The sequence below is a fragment of the Aquirhabdus sp. genome, from assembly GCF_046462495.1.
In the GTDB taxonomy this organism is placed as follows: Bacteria; Pseudomonadota; Gammaproteobacteria; order Pseudomonadales; family Moraxellaceae; genus Aquirhabdus.
The window spans coordinates 311767-331702 of sequence record NZ_JBKGVE010000007.1 but is presented as its reverse complement, the minus strand read 5'-3'; the positions used below and the strand labels follow the sequence as shown (position 1 = coordinate 331702).

At 47.1% G+C, this 19936-nt stretch carries 19 protein-coding genes; 16 read left to right on the top strand and 3 right to left on the bottom strand.

Annotated elements, in window-relative coordinates; genetic code table 11:
* Positions 1–270: 270 nt before the first annotated feature.
* From ACLHG7_RS09625 to ACLHG7_RS09615, 3 genes are all read left to right on the top strand, one after another.
* The gene (locus ACLHG7_RS09625) at positions 271–675 is read left to right on the top strand and encodes a DUF2844 domain-containing protein (protein ID WP_410210874.1); all 405 of its coding nucleotides are present in this window, start codon (positions 271–273) and stop codon (positions 673–675) included.
* 20 nt (positions 676–695) lie between these two features.
* A complete protein-coding gene (locus ACLHG7_RS09620) occupies positions 696–1985 on the top strand; it encodes a DUF3443 family protein (protein ID WP_410210805.1) in 1290 nt (429 codons plus the stop codon).
* A 96-nt stretch (positions 1986–2081) separates the two neighbouring features.
* Positions 2082–2330: a hypothetical protein gene (locus tag ACLHG7_RS09615; RefSeq protein WP_410210804.1), complete on the top strand. Its 249-nt coding sequence runs from the start codon at positions 2082–2084 to the stop codon at positions 2328–2330.
* A 74-nt stretch (positions 2331–2404) separates the two neighbouring features.
* On the opposite strand, the gene ACLHG7_RS09610 is transcribed toward ACLHG7_RS09615, so the two are convergent.
* Positions 2405–3625: a hypothetical protein gene (locus ACLHG7_RS09610; RefSeq protein ID WP_410210803.1), complete on the bottom strand. Its 1221-nt coding sequence runs from the start codon at positions 3623–3625 to the stop codon at positions 2405–2407.
* A gap of 75 nt (positions 3626–3700) precedes the next feature.
* Between ACLHG7_RS09610 and serB the strand changes: the two genes are divergently transcribed.
* The 13 genes from serB to ACLHG7_RS09545 all read left to right on the top strand — a co-directional run bounded on the left by serB (position 3701) and on the right by ACLHG7_RS09545 (position 17570).
* Complete coding sequence (gene serB, locus ACLHG7_RS09605) at positions 3701–4921, top strand: phosphoserine phosphatase SerB (protein ID WP_410210802.1); 1221 nt, start codon at positions 3701–3703, stop codon at positions 4919–4921.
* Between the two features lie 427 nt (positions 4922–5348).
* Entirely contained in the window at positions 5349–6053 is a 705-nt protein-coding gene (locus ACLHG7_RS09600; protein ID WP_410210801.1) for a Tfp pilus assembly protein FimT/FimU, read from the top strand.
* Positions 6044–6592, top strand: a complete 549-nt coding sequence (gene pilV / locus ACLHG7_RS09595) for a type IV pilus modification protein PilV (protein ID WP_410210800.1) — start codon at positions 6044–6046, stop codon at positions 6590–6592. Before ACLHG7_RS09600 ends, pilV begins: the two co-directional genes overlap by 10 nt.
* A gap of 1 nt (position 6593) precedes the next feature.
* Positions 6594–7685 (top strand): PilW family protein, encoded by a 1092-nt coding sequence (locus ACLHG7_RS09590; RefSeq protein ID WP_410210799.1) that lies wholly within the window; start codon positions 6594–6596, stop codon positions 7683–7685.
* On the top strand, positions 7682–8494 hold the full coding sequence (locus tag ACLHG7_RS09585) for a pilus assembly protein (protein WP_410210798.1): 813 nt from the start codon (positions 7682–7684) through the stop codon (positions 8492–8494). Before ACLHG7_RS09590 ends, ACLHG7_RS09585 begins: the two co-directional genes overlap by 4 nt.
* 40 nt (positions 8495–8534) lie before the next feature.
* Positions 8535–12671: a pilus assembly protein PilY gene (locus tag ACLHG7_RS09580; protein ID WP_410210797.1), complete on the top strand. Its 4137-nt coding sequence runs from the start codon at positions 8535–8537 to the stop codon at positions 12669–12671.
* A gap of 2 nt (positions 12672–12673) precedes the next feature.
* Positions 12674–13231, top strand: coding sequence for a type IV pilin protein (locus ACLHG7_RS09575; protein WP_410210796.1), 558 nt, complete (start codon positions 12674–12676; stop codon positions 13229–13231).
* Between the two features lie 23 nt (positions 13232–13254).
* Positions 13255–13761, top strand: coding sequence for a type IV pilin protein (locus ACLHG7_RS09570; protein WP_410210795.1), 507 nt, complete (start codon positions 13255–13257; stop codon positions 13759–13761).
* 230 nt (positions 13762–13991) lie between these two features.
* A complete protein-coding gene (rpsP, locus tag ACLHG7_RS09565; RefSeq protein WP_410210794.1) occupies positions 13992–14255 on the top strand; it encodes a 30S ribosomal protein S16 in 264 nt (87 codons plus the stop codon).
* A 95-nt stretch (positions 14256–14350) separates the two neighbouring features.
* Entirely contained in the window at positions 14351–14926 is a 576-nt protein-coding gene (rimM, locus tag ACLHG7_RS09560) for a ribosome maturation factor RimM (RefSeq protein WP_410210793.1), read from the top strand.
* A 65-nt stretch (positions 14927–14991) separates the two neighbouring features.
* Complete coding sequence (gene trmD / locus ACLHG7_RS09555; RefSeq protein WP_410210792.1) at positions 14992–15777, top strand: tRNA (guanosine(37)-N1)-methyltransferase TrmD; 786 nt, start codon at positions 14992–14994, stop codon at positions 15775–15777.
* A 256-nt stretch (positions 15778–16033) separates the two neighbouring features.
* A complete protein-coding gene (gene rplS / locus ACLHG7_RS09550) occupies positions 16034–16429 on the top strand; it encodes a 50S ribosomal protein L19 (RefSeq protein ID WP_410210791.1) in 396 nt (131 codons plus the stop codon).
* A 196-nt stretch (positions 16430–16625) separates the two neighbouring features.
* Complete coding sequence (locus ACLHG7_RS09545; RefSeq protein ID WP_410210873.1) at positions 16626–17570, top strand: polyprenyl synthetase family protein; 945 nt, start codon at positions 16626–16628, stop codon at positions 17568–17570.
* Between the two features lie 44 nt (positions 17571–17614).
* Here the strand turns inward: ACLHG7_RS09545 and ACLHG7_RS09540 are convergent, their stop codons facing one another.
* Positions 17615–18316: a PepSY-associated TM helix domain-containing protein gene (locus ACLHG7_RS09540; protein ID WP_410210790.1), complete on the bottom strand. Its 702-nt coding sequence runs from the start codon at positions 18314–18316 to the stop codon at positions 17615–17617.
* The gene (locus ACLHG7_RS09535) at positions 18316–19917 is read right to left on the bottom strand and encodes a DUF2271 domain-containing protein (RefSeq protein WP_410210789.1); all 1602 of its coding nucleotides are present in this window, start codon (positions 19915–19917) and stop codon (positions 18316–18318) included. Before ACLHG7_RS09535 ends, ACLHG7_RS09540 begins: the two co-directional genes overlap by 1 nt.
* Between the last annotated feature and the right edge of the window lie 19 nt (positions 19918–19936).

Sequence of the window (19936 nt, the reverse complement as noted above, 5' to 3'; positions counted from 1 at the left end):
GGCTGTGTAATGATTATTTTTACCATGTGGTTGGCTTGTTTTGTGCAAGGGTACGCTGAATGAAGCGGGATCCCTGCATTGGTCGGGTCATGTGAAGGATACGAGATATCGTATTTCAATGGACTGTTTTTAATGTTAAGGACAAAGAATTTTCATCGGATTGAGATATATTCAGCTTAGATTCAACATCAATGCTGCGGTATCGCTTGCGATGTCATTTATTCATGTTTGGAGAGTGCTGTGAATAAAACGAGGATAGTGCTTTTGAGCATGGTTGTTTTGCCGATCTGTGCATGGTCTGGACTGGGTGGGCCTGTCGATCCGCTCCAACAAAATACCTTGAATCCACTGATTGTGACCCAGCGCGCTACGTCTATCGCAAAGAGTTATAGCGTACATGATCTGCAAGACAATATCGGCGGGCAGATTAAAGAATATACCAATGCCCAAGGGGTCGTTTTTGCAGTCACGTGGCGCGGGCCTTTTAAACCTGATTTACGTCAGCTCTTAGGTGATTATTTTAGTGATTATGTGGCCGCTAATGACACGACCCAAACCCCAAGCACACCAGCAAAAGTTGTGGTGGTCTCTGAGGGACGTTTGCGAAATTTCCATGGGAAAGCTTATGTTCCAGCACTTTTGCCATCAGACATAGAATTGCGTGATATTCAATAATCGAGAATAGGGTTGTGATTATGTTGAATCAGAAGATTTTAGCCGTATTTCTCAGTTTGAGTATGATGAGCTTAGCGGGGTGCGGCGGCGGTGGCGGCGGCTCTGCAACGCCAGCACCAGCCCCCACTCCAACACCCACGCCAACTCCTCCCGCAGTGACTAATAATGTGGTTCCGATTTCAATCGGAACAGGCGTCTCACCGCGCTATATTAATAGTCTTTATGTCACGGTCAAAATCTGTACCCCAGGCACCCAAAATTGTACATCGATTGATCGCGTGCTCTTAGATACGGGTTCAACGGGTCTGCGTATTGCAGCATCTGCACTGCCTGCTGGTTTTGGGTTGCCGAACAAAGTTGATGCCAACAATCAGCGTTATGCACAGTGCTTTCAGTTTGTCGGGGGCAATACTTGGGGAGGGATTAAAACAGCAGATCTCTATATGGGAGGGGAAGCTGCTCAGCAACTTGATCTACAAGTGGTTGATGATTCATCCTTTGCCAGCCAACCAACTGCTTGCTCGAATAGTAGCGCATCGTCAGGAAATTTTTTGAGTGCCGGGGTGAATGGTATTCTTGGGATATCCAGTGCGATTCAGGATTGCGGAGCGAGCTGCAGTAAGACGAACTCCTTAGGCCAGCCGGCCAACCCCCTTTATTATGTCTGTACCAGCACTCAGGTGTGTACTTCGATTACGATGCCGCTGGCGAGTCAGCTACAAAATCCAATTACACGCTTTGCAAGCGATAATAATGGATCGGTGATTACGCTACCTGCTGTCCCTGCGCAAGGGACTTATTCCGTGACGGGCTCTCTGATCTTTGGTATTGGTACACAAAGTAATAATGGCTTAGGCAATGCCACTGTATTACAAGTGAATCCGGGCGACTTTACTTTTAGTGCAGATTATAACAATGCCACTTATGTGGACAGTTATATGGATAGTGGTACGAATTTGTATGTCATTCCCAACGCCAATAATGCGATTCCCACATGCAGCGACTCTGACGCGAAAGCCAAGGATCTTTTTTGCCCGACCACGTCTCTGGATCGGAGTGCGACGATCTTTGGCCAAAATAATCTCTTTAAAGTAGTGCCCTTTAGCGTTGCTAATGCATCATCATTATTTGCACAAAGCCCAACATTTGCCGTATTTAATAATATTGCTACGGCGAGTTCAAAGAGCACCAGTTTAGAGACCAGTAGTTTTGTCTTTGGTGTGCCGTTTTTTCTTGGTAAAACCGTATTTACTGCGATTGAAGGTAAAACGACCCCGAGTAGTACCCCAACCCCTTATGTGGCATTCTAGGGCTTCGAAAATCGAAGGGGCTATCGATTCTTTGCAATGGATAGTCCCTTTTATTATGGGTAAGCATTAAAAATGCGAAAACAAAGGAGTTGTTTAATGAATGGGGTATTCAAGGCGTTATCGATGGGGTTACTTGCGGGTTTAATCTTCATACAAGCATCGTGCAGCAAAGAACCACCGTCACCCAAACCCGCAGTTGTCGATAATGGTCGACCTGAGACACGGAGCATAGAAGCGGCTGATAGTATCGGTTATAACGGTAAGGAAATCCGGCATAAGTTAGACAAGGCATTGGATGCGAATGATGCAACTAACAAGCAAATGGAGCAGGCTGCTAATCAGTAAATCCGTTAAAGATAAACCCCGGCTTTAGTCGGGGTTTATCGTTCATTAGACCAGTATTGTAGGGCTTATAGTCGCTATGCAGTTGATCGACCTAAAATCTGCTCGCGAGCCCGTTCGATCAGTTGCGCTTGATCGCTACGGAGTCCACTTAAGCGCATCACTTCTCCCAGAGATTCAACCGGTTTTTCCAAAGCACTTAAGCTAAATTGGATCATCAGTCTGGACAAGTTAGCATCAGACACGTGGATCAGTACATCGCTGGCATTGGCATGTTGAATCAGTTCGGCACTTTGTTGTGTTGAACTTGACGTTGATTCATCTGTCGTATCGACTTCCGTAATCGCGGCACAGGTATGCAGTGCAAAGCGTTTTTCGACTCGATTGCGGCGGTACACTGCATCACTGAGCAGATTGAGCAATTGGGCTAATAATAACAAGTGACCCAATGCTGGTGCTGAGTTTTGATTGATCCCCACCAATGCACCCTTGGCGCCAAATGACTCCACAATACTGATTTTGGTCGGTGTGCCTTCATTAGGCATGTTGCTGCCCAGCACTCGAATGGCCTCTTCCAGAATTTTTTGGCAGAGGGCGAAATATTTTTCTGAGGTGCTGGGGGTCAGCGTATCCAGTAAACCACGAGGATCACTATATGCAATCCGCAGTACCACAGGATAAGCAGTTTGCGTTTCTGCATCCGCAGTTTTGATTTGTAAAACGGGCTCTGGCGCGTTTTTAGCAGGCGTGTTTAATGTTAGAGCTGCTTGAGTAGGGCTTTCATCACTCAATGTCTCACTGTTTATTTCTTCTTGCTCGCTGCGTTTTGGTCGTGCAACCACGCGATAGAGAAGCCAGAGGAAGATGTGAATCAGCAAGGATAATAAGAGCGGTAGCCACTGTAAACGAACCACTTCGCCGAGACTCGCTTCAGCAAGGGTGAGCTCAACTTGGCCATTCTGGGTGCGATCTTGCAATAAAATTTGCTGAAAGAGTTGTCCATCACGGGACGGAGCATTACCGCCTGTTGCAAGAACATGACCATCCGCAGCGAGGATACGCATTGAAACAACGCCAGCACGCTGGCTATAACGATTGGCGAGCAAGGCGAGTGACACGGTATCTTGCCTTGCAACCCCAAGAGTCGCATCTTCGGCCAATTGCCGAATTAACAATTGTCCTTGAGCATCGCGAGTTGTTGCTAATTGGTGGGCAGTCCCTTCAACGATCAATGTGGTATGCAAAGCATAACTAATGGCTAATAAAGTGGCATATAGCCCTTGACGAGGTGCGTTCACACGAGCTCCGAGGCGTTGGCGAGATAAATGTATTATGATTCACGGTATATTGTCACTCAAGTACGGCGCTTTGCAATGCACGAAATCATTTTAATGTCTTTTTTAGGACCGGATCAGCCCAACCAGTTTGCCAGACTTATGGCGGTTTTGGCAAAGTATGATCTGGATATTCTCGATATTGGTCAAGCGGTCATTCATGATCAATTGTCACTGGCACTGGTGGTTGTCAGCCGAGACATGACGGAAACAGCATTAGCCATGAAAGAAATTCTATTGGTTTCTCATGAGCTTGGGCTGGCTGTGCGCTTCAAACCGATCACGGGAACCGAGTATGAAAACTGGGTTAAAGAAGGGGGACAGACACGTCATATCGTCACCGTTCTGGCGCGTCATCTGACGCCTGAGCATTTGGCGGCTGTTGCTGCAGTGATTGCCCGGCACGGTTTTAATATTGATCGCCTACAACGCTTGTCGGGACGGATCGCGCTTGAAAAGCTTCCTGAGGCGGAGTTTCATGGTCGTGCCTGTGTGGAGATCAGTGTGCGTGGACGCCTGACTGATGCCCAGAGCTTGCGTGCGGACTGCCTCAAACTCTCGGCAAATTTGTCGATTGATATCGCCGTGCAAGAAGACAACGTTTATCGCCGCAATCGACGTTTGGTCTGTTTTGACATGGATTCTACGCTGATTGAGCAAGAAGTGATCGATGAGCTGGCGATTGCCGCCGGCGTAGGCGCACAAGTGGCGGAGATTACTGAGCTGGCGATGCAAGGCGAGCTTGATTTTGCACAAAGTTTTAAAGCACGCGTGGCCTTACTGGAAGGTCTGGACAGCGCGGTACTGGCAGGAATCGCCAGTAACCTGCGCGTAACGGAGGGTGCAGCCCGTTTGATTTCGACGCTCAAATCCCTCGGCTATCGCACAGCGATTCTATCGGGTGGTTTTACTTATTTTGCTGAATATTTACAGCAAAAATTGGGCATTGATGAAGTTCATGCCAATCAGTTGGATATTAAGGATGGCAAAGTTACCGGACAGGTTACCGGACGCATTGTCGATGGTGCGCGTAAAGCCGAACTTTTGACGGAGCTTGCCGCGCGTGAGGGTATCCGACTTGAGCAAGTCATTGCGGTAGGTGATGGCGCAAATGACTTGCCCATGCTGTCTATTGCGGGGCTTGGCGTTGCGTTTCGTGCAAAGCCATTGGTGAGACAAAATGCGGATCAAGCCATCTCAAGTGTAGGGCTTGATGGTATTTTATATTTACTTGGCGTGCGTGACTATGACGTGTTATAACGCCGCACTTGTATATGGCTGGGTGATTGCGCTCAGCTGCTAATGTCATCTTATGTCGTTGACTCAAATAAACGAGAATATCAATGCTTAAACATGGAGTACTCAATCGGCGTGTGCGCGAAGTTGTGTCTGCTCGTTAAATTTTGTTGAAAAATGTACAGCTTTTCTTCATTTCATAAAAATATAGAAATTGACTGAATTTTAGTGGCTTAGTCTGAGTTAAGCTTGGCGAGCATGAGTCAGTGTGTCCGATTGCTGATGTTATAATGAGACGTGTAGCACGTTATTGAAAGTCATAATGTTGCTTGTCTGTTGTTTAGGGGTTTTTGTCGTAACTGTATTGGTTAAGTACTGTAATTGGGTATATTTTAGGTCAGTAGTTCGTGCAGCTCAGGATAGAGCGTTTGCTCACACAAAAGGGTTAGTTATGTTTTCTTTCAGCTCGGATCGGCGATCATCGCGCGGCTTTACGTTGGTTGAGCTGATCGTGACGCTTTCAATTATTGCGATTTTATCATCACTTGCTGTGCCTTCAATCACTCAAGCGCTGGCACAGCGCAGAATGAAAAGTGCAGCATTTGAGTTACAATCATCTATTTTACAAGCCCGTGCATTGTCTGCTTCTTATAATCGCCGAGTTGAATTATGGCCAGCCTATACAGGCGGGTGGAATGTGGCAAATAGCAGCCGTACCAGTGCGATAAATCTGCCTAATTCAAGTGATGTCAGTAAAGCCAGCTTAGGAAATGCAAAGTTGAGCTGGTATGTTGTCACCCCAGGCGCTGCGACAGGAACGAGTGCAGTTGCGATTACAGATAGCACCACAAACAAATATCCCATTCAAGTTTCTCTACCTGAGAAGACTGTGATCACGGTTGGTTCTACGCCATCATCTGCTTCGCCAACGGCTTTGAGCGGTATCCGTTTTTTTCCTACGGGCTATATAGGCAATATTGCAACAACAAGCACTGCGCAGAGTAACTTTACCCAAGTGAGTTTTCGCATTTGTGATACTGCCGTGATGGGCGAACGCGGCTATACCGTGATCGTGAGTCAGTTCGGCGGGGTTCGAACCATTGCTGGACCCAGTACTGATGTTTCAGATGCTATCGGGAGCGCATCATGCTCATAAATCAATTAAATCCCCTTCCATATCAAAAAGGTGTGGGAATGGTTGAGGTTTTAGTTGCGATCCTATTATTGGCTATCGGTGTGTTGGGGTTCTCTGTACTGCAAGTTCGTGCAGTTGAAGCAACGGGCGAGGGATTTAACCGCTCACAGGCCATAATTATTTTGCGCGGCCTAGCCGAAAGTATTCGAGTCAATTCAAATGGGCAGACCAGTTATCCAACTGCTGTTGCAAATTATACGGCCATGACTAGTGCGCCAACTTCCCCAACCGTTAGGTGCACCGCATCAAGTCCTTGTCAACCTGCCGATTTGGCGAAGCTAGACTCTTTTCAGGCGGCACTGGCTGCATATAATATTCGTATGAATATTAATATGTTAGCTTGCCCTGGGGTTCCTGCATCGGTGGCTAATCCACGTCAATGCTTATTTGCTGCTTGGGGAAGCACAACACCTACGTTAGGTGCTAACACCACGGATTGCATGACGACAGCAGGCGCTTATGCGCCCCAGGCGACATGCGTCATGATGGAGGCATATTAAAATGTGTAATCAATTAAATAGATTAGCTGATTACAGATATCAGCAATCGCGCTTAAAAGCTTACCAATCTTCTCGAAAAGATGCTGGATTTACCTTAATCGAACTGATGATTTCGATCGTGCTAGGGCTTTTGCTGGTCGCGGCAGCCAGTCAGTTGTTTGTTGGTGGGGTAATCAACTCCCGACTACAGCAAGCGGGCGCAGATATGCAAGATGGTGGATTGTTTGGACTGGATTCCATGTCACGAGATATTCGTTTAGCGAATTTTGGCAATATCACCAATCGTTTCTTAACCGATGTCACCCCTTGGGGTGGAATTGTTCTCACGGCAGATACCGCAGCATCGACGGCTTCGAACCTGCCCGTATATCGAACCAGCAACAGTGCGGGTGCATATATCTCGTCGGCCTTATTGAGTAATAGTGATGGTGATGTCGCAAGTTCGACGTTAAATCAATGGACAGGATTGTCTAATGTCACAACATCAACGGGTGGTGCGCTTAAAAGCGATCAATTGACGATCCAGTTTGCTGCCCCTGCAGATATGGTCAATTGTGAAGGGGTGCCAGTCACTGCAGGGAGTTCAGTGATTGAACGTTATTTCATTCGTCTGGATACTATTACGGTCGGTAATACGGGTTCAAATGTCCAAAATTTGGTTTTGGCCTGTAATGCCGCATCTGTAACCCCGCCTGCTGCATCTCCTGCTCTGGCAAATCTACAGATCGTAACGGGGCTCGGAAATCCTGGGCAGGTGATCATGAATCGCGTTGATCAAATTCATTTTTTGCTCGGAACTCAAGCGGTAAACGGAAATTTTGTTTACTACACCATTAATCAATATAAAGCGGCTGCAGTTGCGGCACGAAATGCTGGTGGGATTGCACCGAGAATCTTGTCTGTAAAAGTGGCTGCACTGGTTCGATCATTGGATAACACCAACAGTTCACTCATTGATCCTGCGAAGATATATACCCTGTTTGACCAGTCTGTTAAGCCGATTGCTGAAACAAATCAAAATACCAACCGTTATGTACGGCAGGCTTATCTCACTACGATTGCATTACGTAATGGTATGGGAGCTGCATCATGAATATGATTCGATATCAACCGGTGCGATTGGGTCAACAACGTGGAGCGACATTGATCGCAGTGCTGTTTATTCTTCTACTGATCACGATAATTGGCGTCATGGCAATGAGACAGGGATTAACCACGCTCAATATTTCCACTAATTCGCAAGTCCGTTCGATCTTGGTTCAGTCTTCCGATACGATTTTAAATAAATTTGCGACCATGGATTTGACAGCGTCAGGTGCTGTGAGTTTGGCATCCGTGATCGGGAGTGCATTGGATGATTCCAATGCGGGACGTGAGATGGTGTTTTGCTATCGGCCTACAACCACACAGACATTTGGTTTGATGTTGAATGCCAATATGATTCATGCCAATCCTGCAGCGGGTGCATCGGGCGATGTCAGTATTGTTGATGATAGCGGCGGTAGTGGTTTTTGTGATTTGACCGCTGACTTTGGAAGTGGTCGTCAAGCAGCAGTAACACAGGTTGCAGTGACGAAACCTACGGAGGAGAGCTCTGAACCTCCCGGCTCACATTTGACACGAGATACTAGTGTCAGTGAAGGGACTCCAACAACTAAGTTTGCAACACAGAAGCGTATTCGAGTGACGTCTACAGCAATGCTACCGAGTATGGCCACAGGCGATCTGAGTGTGGTGCAAAGTAGCTGTTTGAATGGTCGTATCAGTGACAATGGTGACCCTCAGAATGCTAGCAAAGAAACGATCACGGATTGTCTGGCTCGAAATGGCGTCCCAGCGAATACGCAGGTTCAAGAATATAACTTAAGCAATGGGCTAACGCAGACTACTGCGATCAATTAATCGGTAGTCTGATCCATCGTTATTTTAAGAGAGAATAGACATGTACAGTCAAATCAAAGCTCGGGAGTCGAGCACGCAGAATATTTTCTTTGGAGCGATGCTCATCACATTCATGTGTGGGACTGCTCATGCAACCGATTCGGCAATCTATCGACCAGGGACTTCAGGACAAATCACGTTGGTGATGATGCTTGATAACTCGGGAAGTATGGGAACGAGTTCGTATAATGAAGATTTTGGTTTGGGGAGTTGCTCTGAGTCAACCGAGAACAGCCCAAATACGAGCTTACCAACCTATAGTCGTGGTTATTGCCCTGTTAGCCAATCTAAGCTGAATGGTTTGACTAGCTATTATCAAAATAACGTCAGGACAGGCTGTACTGCAACGGGAGCGGCAGCTTCACCGACGACTAATATTGTCTATAAATGCTATACACGTATTAACCGCTTGAAATCTGGAATGTACGCGGCATTGGATGATCAGACTTCTTTTGCCATACCCGATACGGTTGTCATGGGTGTAGGTACCTTTGCGGACAGCAATTCAGGCAAAATTTTACAACCTGCATTGCCATTAGGTCCTGTTGTGTCAAATGGAACCGGGACTACAGGTCAACGTTATATATTAAAGCAACAAATTAGTGGCTTATCAGCTTTGTATAATACACCTACAGCCCCTGCATATGCGGAAGCGGGTGCTTATTTGTTGGGGACATCAACAGCTAATAATATCAGCGTTGCAACCGATGTGTATCGAAAGAATAGTTCCGGTAAGTACTCAAATTGTTCAAGTTTGAATGGTGCCAGCTTAACGTCAAGCCCTGCCACAAATACCTGTTCGAGCTGGAGCTCAACCACATCCAGTACACAACCCAGCTCAGCCTATGATACAACGGTAACGCGTAACATTTCGGGTACTACTTATACGGTCTATATCAAGAATGTTCTGACAGCAGATCCGGATAGTGGTTTTTCCAGTTCCGTCGCTTCGTCTAAAAATTCTGCCGGTACTGCGTATGTTTCTCCGTTGCCTGCGGTTGCAAATCGAGCCAGCTGTGACGGTCAAGGCATTTACTTTCTAACCGATGGTGAGCCAAACGGTCCAGCCTATGATCAATCATTGGTGATGAAAGCCGCGTTAGGCACCAGCGCGTCAACATTCTCATGTTCTGCTGTGCAAACAACGTACAAGGCACTAGGGCAAAGTGCCGTGACTGGGGCAGGCATATTAACTGGCGGGATTAATACCTACCCTGCTTGGAACTGTATCGGTACCTTTGCTCAAGCACTGTATGGTAATGCTTCTGAATATGTAAATACCAAAACAGGTGCGACCAATACAAAAGGTGATGGTGCGACCAATCCACTCTACAACAGCAGTGCAACGATTAAAGGTGCCCCCATCCAAACTGCGATGGTTGGATTTGGCTCTGTTTTTGATACCATCACCAATCCTGATCCTGCGAATGCCTGTAAGTGGGGGTCGCGCCGCGGTGGAGCGGGGAGTGAGCTGTGTACTGGCGGTGGCTATGGGGCTGGGGGGTTCTATCGTGCCCTTTCTGATGCCAGTGTGACCAATAGTGTTTATCAATTTATTCAAGATCTTGCGAATAATGATATTTCACCATTGGTAACCGGTGCAGCTTCGATTCCTATCGACAGTTTGAATCCCACAGGCTTTGAAAAATTTGGTTATATGCGGATGCTGACGCCAAATCCTAAAGATACAACCCAGTTAGTCTGGAGCGGTAATCTTAAAAAATATAACATCAGTGGCGGTGCATTGACGGATGCAAGCAATCGTCAGGTTTTGAATACTGACGGCACCTTTGTCTTTGGTACTCCCGATCCAGTCACAAATTTGCCTACGGCATCAACAACCGATTTGTGGAATTCTTCAGGTTCTCCTGATGGTGGCTTTACCAATAAAGGTGGAGCAAACTCCAAAGTGCCAATGCCGACCTCTGCGAATGGCATAGCGAATACAGTGCCACGTACAATCCGTCCAATCTTTACCAATTTTTCATCAACAGCATCGGATACCGAATTATTGGCGACAGCTTCGAGCACCGCAAATTGTGGTAGTACCTGTGGTGTTGATTTATTGCCTGCTCCAGCGTCCACGACTGCAGCAAGTTTAACCGATGCGTATGTAACGACTAAATTCAATGCAACGCCATTGACTAACATACCGATGGCAAAACGCCTCGCTTTGCTGAATTATTTGGGTTATAACGTCCCAATTTCGCCATTACCTACGACAGTACCTACTTTAGCGGCCCCTTCAAGTCCATTTTTGACTGCGGGTGCGATCATGCATTCGATGCCGGTGCAGTTGAGTTATTCTGGAACCTTGAATGCAGATGGAACGCTCGGCACTACTCGCGTAGAGTCTGTGTTGTACGGCACAATGGAAGGTGCATTGCATCTTGTGGCAGCAGGATCTGGGACAGGTGCAACTTCTGCAGGTGGTGTTGAGCAGATGGTTTTTGTCCCTAAAGAGATTCTGGATAAAACGGTTGCGTCACAGGCTTTGATTCAGAATGCAGCGGGTACACAAATCACACAAACTGCTGTTTTACCGCAAACCACAACCTTATCTCAAGTTCCCGCTCAAGGCGTTGATGGGGCTTGGGTTTCTGATGCTTCCTATACGGTCAGTCGTCCAAACTTACCTGGTGGAACCTCTACTATTACCGCCACAACCATGAATGTTTATGGTGGATTACGTCTGGGTGGAAATAGCTATTATGGTTTGAATTTAAAAACCCCTACAGCACCAAAATTGTTATTTAGAATTAGTGCGCCGCTTACAACCAGTGGAACTGATCCAATGGTTGGCAAGGGTTTTGATCGTATGGGCTATACATGGTCTAAACCGATTTTAACCAACGTGCGTTGGAATGGCGTGATTACCCGTGTGATGATTGTTGGTGGGGGATATGATTTATGCTATGAAAACCCATTATTTACTTTGAACTCAACAACGCAGACCGATACGCTTTGCAATAGTAAATCATCTGCTGCGGGCAATGCGGTCTATATGGTGAATGCTACTACGGGGCAATTGTTGTGGATGGCTTCAAATGTTGCTGCACCAACAGGCTTCAATTCAACGCTAAATAGCTATATGACTCATAGCATCGTGGGTCGTATTTCAACGTTAGATCGTGATGCGGATGGTTTAACTGATCATTTGTATTTTGCTGATTTGGGTGGACAAGTCTTCCGCGCAGACTTCAATAATGCGTCTCAGCGGACATTGAATAATACCGGTGCATTTGCGGTCCGTGTGGTTCGTTTGGCTAACCTTGCATCATCAACAGCAGCGAACTCCCCACGTTTCTATGAGGCACCTACAGCCACGATACATGATGAGGGGGCAGATACCTTTATCGTTGTTGGCGTAGCATCGGGTGATCGTAGTAGTCCATTGGATGTGCTGGCCACTTCTGTGGGAGGCAAGGGGGTTACCAAACCTGTCAATAATGTCTACGCCATTATGGATCGTGACTTTATCAAAGCAGACTTGATTACTAATAAGTGCTATAACGGTGGCGGCATGGGCACAGGGAGCTGTTCATCAACAACGCCTTTGTTGACAGCCGATACTACGGTGAGTCAACTGCAGCAAAATCCACAATTGTTATCAGGCAATGTACCCAGTACGTTCTTTCCTAAGACGGCCAGTACCAAAAATGGTTGGTATCGCTCACTGTCGAGTAATAGTGCGGGTGCAGAGCTCGCGTCTAAAACTGCAGGTGGCATGAAAGCTTTTGAAGAGCCTCTTGCGATCACTGGTAATTTGCTGGTTCCTGTGTATGATCCTGAAGGCACTGCGACACCGCAGCCAGACCCTTGCAGTGCAAAAGTGGTTGGTGAAACCATTCGTGAGCGCTTCTGCTTGCCTTATGGTGCCTGTTTAAATACCTCGGGTTCAGCCAGCGGGAGCGTCGATAGCTCACGAGAGTCAACGACAGGTGCCGTCGTAAATACGCTGAGTAGTCATCCAACATTGATTGGTTCGGGGATTCGAGGGATTGCCTTGGGACCTGATGATAATGGTGGCATGACCTTGCTGGGCAATACGTCGGGTACAGGTGGTTGGTCTTCTAATCGTCAATTGATCCCAACGCGCTGGTATGAAAAACTTCCTAACCCATCAAAAGTGAAGTAATCATGCAAACTTATCAGAAACGTGCGGGTTTTACGCTGATTGAGTTGATGGTCGTGATTATGGCTGTGAGTATACTAGCCACCATCGCGATCCCAACGTACAACCAATATATGCGAAAGTCTCAGCGAGGAGCTGCAGAAAGCCAGATGCTAAAGATCGCGGCAGATCTTGAGCGCTGGCGCGCAAAAGCGTTAAGTTACAAGGGATTTACCCCAGCTGATCCATATGCTACGGATGTCACTCTGACTACGGCAACGAACACAACGCTCTATCTGCCGAAAGGAAGCACGACAAGTAATTATAAATACAAAATCGTCATACTGGACGGTACTGATCGAACTCAGTCTCTCTCTACAGGAGCGGGGCAACAGTGGGTTATGATTGCTCAGCCCAATACGACTAATTCCATCATGAGCTTGGCTTCTCGTTTAGTGTTGAATAATAGTGGGGTGCGCTGTTTGTCGGATCAGTCGCTTAGTGATGCATCCATGCTTGCAAATATTAAAGATTCGAGCAAAAGTGATGCGCAGCTCTGTGCAGGCACCTCTAGTGCGTGGTGATAGATGTGAATAGGCGAAAAGTAATGAATAGAAATATGAGAGGCTTTACCTTAGTTGAAATCATGATTATCGTCGTAGTAGTCGGTATTTTGGGCGCGATCGCAATTCCATCTTATCAACAGTATTTGATTCGTGGCAGTCGTACGGATGTCAAAACAGCGATGGCTCAAATTGCACAAAAATTGACAGCTTATAAATTGGCCAATAACGACTTTGGCGCATCAAATTCAACGTCAGGCTATGCAACCAATCCATTAACTAATCCTGCAATCTTTGGATATTCAACACCCAATACGTCTCCTGTTTATCCGCAAACCGGTAAGGCCTATTACAACCTGATGATTACAGCATCTCCCACGAACAGCTGGACAATGACGGCGACACCAATCAGCGGTACTCGTCAGGGCAATGACGGTTTGCTGAGGCTTAATGATCAAGGCTGGACTTGTTGGAATAAGACAAATGGAACATCAACCAATCTTTGCGTGAATTCGCAGCCCACATCAACATCAACATGGGATGGAAATTAGGCGAATTCTTTTACATCCCGCTCATTTCGTCTTCACATTTCAGAAAAAATAACGTAGAATAGCCCCCTTTTTGGACAGAACTGCGTCTGTGCCTTGTGGTAGACCCTTCTATAAGGTTTTTTGGTGCGGGCGGTGCTCATTAACGTGAGCGGTTGTTATTAGATTTTGATATCAGTTCTATAGTTTATTTTATTGTTGTTTCATATTTTCAGTTTAAGTGAGTGTCGTACATGGTCGTTATTCGTCTTGCCCGTGGTGGTGCCAAAAAGCGTCCGTTCTATCAAGTTATTGTGACTGATAGCCGTAATCCACGCGATGGCCGTTTCATCGAACGCATTGGTTTTTTCAACCCAACCGCTAAAGGCCAAGCTGAAAAGCTGCGTCTGAATGCAGAACGTTATGCCTACTGGATTTCAAACGGTGCACAACCTTCTGATCGCGTTGCATCTTTAGCATCAAGTGCTAAAAAAGAAGCTGCTGCGGTTGCTGCTTAATCGCATCTTTTGAAGATGGATACTTGTTGTCGCTGCACATGCGTTGCGGCAACATCCAATAGTGCAAATGCGCCAAAGGCTGCATAGGTGAAACGATGCATTTAGACGCTGTGCCTTTAGACGTACTCCCCGCAGATCGAATCAAAGTGGGTGAGTTACGTGCAGCATATGGCTTGCAAGGTTGGTTGTGGTTGTATTCTGATACCGATCCAATCAGTAATATCTTTGGTTATCAGCCTTGGTGGGTGGAAACACGCACTGGCTGGAAGCAAATGGAAGTCAAACGTTGGCGAACACAAGGCAAGGGTCTGGTGGTTTCGCTGGTGGGTGTCTTAGATCGTACCGCAGCAGATTTGCTGATGGGTGCTACCGTTTGGGTGAATCGTGCTGCATTACCTGCAGCGCCGGCTAATGAATATTACTGGTCAGATTTGGTGGGGCTACACGTGCATGCCTATGATATTCATGATTCAGCGGTCGAGCCGACGCCAGTCTTCCTCGGTGCGATTCATGAGCTGTTTGAAACGGGTGCGAATGATGTCATCGTTGTTCGTCCTGTGGCTGGCAGTGTAGACCAAGTTGAACGACTGATTCCATGGCACAAAGATATCATCCGTAACATTGATATGACTGCAAAGCGTATGGATGTGAACTGGGGCGTTGACTACTAAGCAATTAAGGTTAACGGTCTAATTGATATTCAGTGTAGATCGTTGACTTGAAGCAAGGTGGGTTTATGTGGTTTGCGATCATTACCCTATTTCCTGACATGTTTGCAGCGGTACGCGACTTTGGGATTACAGGACGGGCGATTGCACGGGGTCAAGTTAGTGTGACTTGTCTTAACCCACGGGATTACACAAAAGATGCGTATCGCCGTGTTGATGAGCGCCCCTTTGGCGGTGGTCCCGGTATGGTGATGTTGGCAGAGCCTCTGGCAGATGCCATTAACCATGCAAAGGCACTGGCGGCCGTGCAAGGTCTTGTGAATGTGCCAGTGGTGTATTTGTCACCGCAAGGTCGCAAACTGGATGAAACAGGTGTAAAAGCCTTACAGCATTACGATGGTATGATTTTGCTGTGTGGTCGCTATGAAGGTATTGATGAACGTTTGATCCAGCTTTATGTGGATCAAGAGTGGTCTATCGGTGACTATGTGCTTACAGGCGGTGAATTGCCTGCCATGGTGCTGATGGATAGCGTGATCCGCCGTATCCCTGATGTGATGGGGGATAATGCGTCAGCTGAGCAAGACTCTTTTGTCGATGGTTTACTGGATTGTCCGCACTATACGCGTCCAGATACGTTTCAAGGGCTGGATGTGCCGGATGTGCTGAAAAGCGGTCACCATCTTGAGATTGAAAAGTGGCGTTTTTTGCAAAGCGTGACGCGAACCAAAGCCCGACGTCCTGAGTTATTCAAGGATGTCACGCTGTCGAAGCAGCACCAGAAATGGCTGACCGAGGCAGAAAAAGAAGCGCGTATATCCGCGCAACAGATTCAAACGAAATCCCCAGACTAAAAGGGGTGATGTTTTTAAAGCATGATTCTTTGAAATCGATTTAAAAAGTCAAATTTTAGTCAATGATGGTTGTTGTTAAGCCATCAGGTTTTATCAAATGTTGTACCTACTTAAAAAGTAGTTAATTTAACGAGTGATATGCGCCGGTTTGATGGGTTGTGACTCATGGTGAGTGATAACACGCAAACGATAGCCTCTTTCCTCAGTTGCTTGATTCATTATTGCTTGAATCGGTGACATTTATGGAGTATCCACAATGAGTGGCAAGCACCCTTTAGTACAAATCGTTGAAACAGCTCAGCTTAAACAAAATATCCCTGCGTTTGCACCAGGTGATACTGTTGTTGTTCAAGTTAAAGTAAAAGAAGGTGATCGTGAACGTACACAGGCTTATGAAGGCATTGTGATTGCGATCAAAAACCGTGGTATCAACTCTGCGTTTACCGTACGTAAAATTTCTAACGGTGTTGGTGTTGAGCGTGTGTTCCAAACTCACTCACCAATCATCGCTGGTATCGAAGTGAAACGCCGTGGTGCGGTTCGTCGTGCTAAGTTGTACTACCTCCGTGACTTGGCTGGTAAAGCTGCACGTATCCGTGAAAAATTGCCACAACGTAAAGTTGTTGCAAAAGCTGCTCCTACTGCTAAATAAGCTGCGGATGATGGCAAAAAAACGCACATTTTTGTGCGTTTTTTTATGCCTGCATTTTGAGTTGTGACAAGACTTGACTGAAGAAATTGCAAAGATGACACGTAATTTAAGGCACCTGTCTTCATTCTCTTGATAGAATTACTGGAGATCAACCAATAGGTTGGTCGATCAATCATAAGGTGTGTTGATGACGTTCATTCCTGATTTATCACAAGTAGGAGCGACCGCTATGGGTCACTCTGTAGCGTTGCCTCAGCTGTTGATAGATGCGCAGACTCAGGTCAAGGCGGATTTACTCCATGTGATTGATCAGCAGGACTGGCCAGAGGTTTTGCACAAGGCAGTTCGCCATGCTGCCTTACAAGGTGGCAAACGTGTTCGACCAGCGTTGGTCTATATGGCTTGTATGGCATGTGCATTAGATGACGTTTTATATCCTGCTGCCGCGCGACGGGCTGCGGTTGCGATAGAACTGATCCATTGCTATTCGTTGGTGCATGATGATTTGCCATGTATGGATGATGATGAACTGCGCCGAGGTCAACCGACCGTGCATGTCGTGTATGGTGAAGCCAACGCACTGCTGGCTGGTGATGTTTTACAGTCTTTAGCTTTTGATGTGTTATCAGGCTCGTGGTTTTCTGATCAAACGCCTTGCGCATCAATCCAACTGGCTCAGATGCAGAGCTTGTCGCAAGCGGCGAGTCAGATGGTGAAGGGGCAGTTATTGGATCTTGCGGCGGAAACCAAGCAGGTGGGTGAGCAAGAGCTGGAAACGATTCATGTGAATAAAACGGGTGCGCTGATTCGTTCTGCAGTGCGGATGGGTGCCTCTGCTGCAGGAATGATGACTCCGGCTGTACTCAATGATCTGGATCGCTTTGCTTATGCCTTAGGCTTAGCGTTTCAAGTTCAGGACGACGTGCTAGATGTGACATCTACGACGGAAACCTTAGGTAAACCTGCTGGTTCCGATGAGAAGCTGCAAAAATCGACTTATCCATCATTACTTGGACTTGCTGCTGCACAGCAACATGCCATTGATCTGCATCATGAAGCTATTCAAGCATTAGCAGGCTTTGATCAACGGGCCGATGGTTTGCGAGAGTTAGCAGATTTCTTGTTGAAGCGAACGGCGTGAAGATTCCAGACCAGTAGAGCAAACTGATACAAAAAAGCCTTTGTTTAAGGCACTCCCCAGATAAAGACACTAAACATCGTCACTAAACACGCTGCTGTGAGCCAAAGGCTCATGGCTTTACGTTTGCGTAAGCTAAAAAACAAGATATATCCCGCAAGTGATAAAATCAGAATCAATACCGCACTGATATCAATGACCCACTGCCATAAAACCCCTGCATTCTTACCGCGATGCAGATTGTTAAGGGTATCGATGGTTGATGCCGGAGTGATCTTGATTTCGGTGTACCCAGTATCCAGCATCACGGCAATATCGCTATGGCCCTTAACACCTTCCAGACGCATATCGAGCTCACCATCGACCACATCGCTACTTTTAAAGGCACCTAATAAGGGCTGAGTCAGTGGCTGTTTACGAATGCTATCCAGCAACAAGGCAGCAGGGTTTTCCAAGGTTTTTGCTTGGATAATTACCGCTGTCGGCAGGGTAGTCGTCAGTGTGAATTCTTTGGATTCACTGGCAAACCAATCGGGATGATTGAGGAGTAGTCCAGTCGCTGAAAAGAAAATCAACGATAAAAAAGCAAAAGCGGATAGCCATGCATGGACATGCCGTGCGTGGCGATAGAAGTCAGATTTACGATAGCTCAAACGGCCCGATAAACGATGTAATATCGTCTGTGTCGAGGCTTTTTTTAGCCGACTTTCTTCAGCATGGATCGAGTGCTCACTGCGTTTTCGCGTCATTAAATCGCTCGATCAAAACGAAGTTTCAGATCACCCAATTCATCTTTGGCGGGTAGTGATTTATTGCTGGCTTTAGGTGCGGCATCAAGATCAAAGGTCTGATAACTATGGGCACCATGTTCGCGAGCCGCTTCGATATGCACGGTGTATTTGCCTTGTGGCACCAACTGCCCAGCGTCATCTTTGCCATCCCAGATGGCGGTATAGTGTCCAGGCGCACGGGAAGGCTTGGCAATAGTATCGAGGTTGCTAGTCGTACGACCGTAGCGTTTCCACCAGATATAGTTGGAATCAATCCACTTCTCTTTGGAGCCCCAAACATGGAGCGTACGGACCAATTTACGATCTGCATTGGTGACCCAAATCACCACGTATGGCGCTTTGTAGTTAGAGGATTCGATTTTCGGAATATCGTAGTCAAGCACAGCGCTATAGCCTGCTGGCCATCCGCTGCTTGTCGAAGCTGATGTCGTATTCGCAACGCTTTGCAAGTTGCCATAGTGCTGCTCTGTGGCAACCAGATTATGCCAGCCGCTTGAATTAAAGGTTTCACCGTTGGTTAGCGTCAGTTGCGCCTCAACGTGTTGAAGCTGTTCAATCAGGGCCATTGCGTCCTGCGGCGTCATTGCGGCAAGGGCTGTCGCCAAAGCATCCGCATCCGCTGCATGCGGGGCAACGACAATGCTTTGCTCAACATGATTTAGTGCAGCACCTGAGATTGGCGAGATCAAATGGGAGTCAAGCGTGCTATCGCGACCAATCTGATCACGAGCCCCTTGACCACTGAAAGCAACTGCTGCTGATCTTGTAAGTTGTAGTGCTTGGGTTGGTGCCAGGTTATCTGCACGCTGCCCGGCATCTCTTAAACCAATCTGCCAGCCTGAAGCGCGCGGAGCTTGTCCCCAGACTTTTATATCCCCGCCTATATCGACCATCAGCCCAGACAATTCAGGCACGGCTTGACGTGCTGCACTGATCGCTCGGTCAATAATATAGCCTTTGGCCAGTGCATCTGTGGCAAATTGCACGCCTTGGGGACGGGTAATGCGCTGGCTTTGTGGATTGAGAATCACCTCGGCATGATGAGCCTGTTCAGCAAGGTCAGAGACCTCATCAGTACCTTGTGCTTTGGCCTGAATCACGCTACCCATGCGTGCGCTAAAGGCACCGCAAGTTTGATTGCGCCAGTTTTCACAGGCTTGGATCACTGCAAATAAATCATCAGATACGGCGACAGATTGACCATCTTGTACGGCTTGATTAAGGGCACTGATTTCGCTGTCGCTACGGTAGGTACTGAGAATTTGATTAAGGCGCTGGATTTCAGCCGTTGCGACCGTAAAGGCACGTTGGGTTTGCTCGGCGGTCGCACTGATGGCGAGGACATCCAGTGAGGTCCCCAGAATATGATCTTGATGATAGTGCGCTTGATGCTTTGGATTGACGCTGCTGCTTGATTGAACGGAGGTCGTGGTGTCATCTTTCAGGATGGCTTGTGCCGAAACGAGAGTCGGCATACAGATTGATAAACCAAATCCTGTCACGGTCAATAATTGAAGCACAAGAGGACGCAGTACGAATTGACGAGTGGTTGACGACATGAAGGCGTTCTCCAAAATG

Excerpts from the sequence above, each read along its gene's own strand:
- ACLHG7_RS09540 (WP_410210790.1), bottom strand. The coding sequence starts at position 18,316 with ATGACGCGAAAACGCAGTGAGCACTCGATCCATGCTGAAGAAAGTCGG.
- ACLHG7_RS09580 (WP_410210797.1), top strand. The coding sequence starts at position 8,535 with ATGTACAGTCAAATCAAAGCTCGGGAGTCGAGCACGCAGAATATTTTC.
- trmD (WP_410210792.1), top strand. The coding sequence starts at position 14,992 with ATGTGGTTTGCGATCATTACCCTATTTCCTGACATGTTTGCAGCGGTA.
- ACLHG7_RS09590 (WP_410210799.1), top strand. The coding sequence starts at position 6,594 with ATGTGTAATCAATTAAATAGATTAGCTGATTACAGATATCAGCAATCG.
- ACLHG7_RS09600 (WP_410210801.1), top strand. The coding sequence starts at position 5,349 with ATGTTTTCTTTCAGCTCGGATCGGCGATCATCGCGCGGCTTTACGTTG.
- ACLHG7_RS09625 (WP_410210874.1), top strand. The coding sequence starts at position 271 with ATGGTTGTTTTGCCGATCTGTGCATGGTCTGGACTGGGTGGGCCTGTC.
- ACLHG7_RS09585 (WP_410210798.1), top strand. The coding sequence starts at position 7,682 with ATGAATATGATTCGATATCAACCGGTGCGATTGGGTCAACAACGTGGA.
- rpsP (WP_410210794.1), top strand. The coding sequence starts at position 13,992 with ATGGTCGTTATTCGTCTTGCCCGTGGTGGTGCCAAAAAGCGTCCGTTC.
- rplS (WP_410210791.1), top strand. The coding sequence starts at position 16,034 with ATGAGTGGCAAGCACCCTTTAGTACAAATCGTTGAAACAGCTCAGCTT.
- serB (WP_410210802.1), top strand. The coding sequence starts at position 3,701 with ATGCACGAAATCATTTTAATGTCTTTTTTAGGACCGGATCAGCCCAAC.
- pilV (WP_410210800.1), top strand. The coding sequence starts at position 6,044 with ATGCTCATAAATCAATTAAATCCCCTTCCATATCAAAAAGGTGTGGGA.
- ACLHG7_RS09535 (WP_410210789.1), bottom strand. The coding sequence starts at position 19,917 with ATGTCGTCAACCACTCGTCAATTCGTACTGCGTCCTCTTGTGCTTCAA.
- ACLHG7_RS09620 (WP_410210805.1), top strand. The coding sequence starts at position 696 with ATGTTGAATCAGAAGATTTTAGCCGTATTTCTCAGTTTGAGTATGATG.
- ACLHG7_RS09615 (WP_410210804.1), top strand. The coding sequence starts at position 2,082 with ATGAATGGGGTATTCAAGGCGTTATCGATGGGGTTACTTGCGGGTTTA.
- ACLHG7_RS09575 (WP_410210796.1), top strand. The coding sequence starts at position 12,674 with ATGCAAACTTATCAGAAACGTGCGGGTTTTACGCTGATTGAGTTGATG.
- ACLHG7_RS09570 (WP_410210795.1), top strand. The coding sequence starts at position 13,255 with ATGAATAGAAATATGAGAGGCTTTACCTTAGTTGAAATCATGATTATC.
- rimM (WP_410210793.1), top strand. The coding sequence starts at position 14,351 with ATGCATTTAGACGCTGTGCCTTTAGACGTACTCCCCGCAGATCGAATC.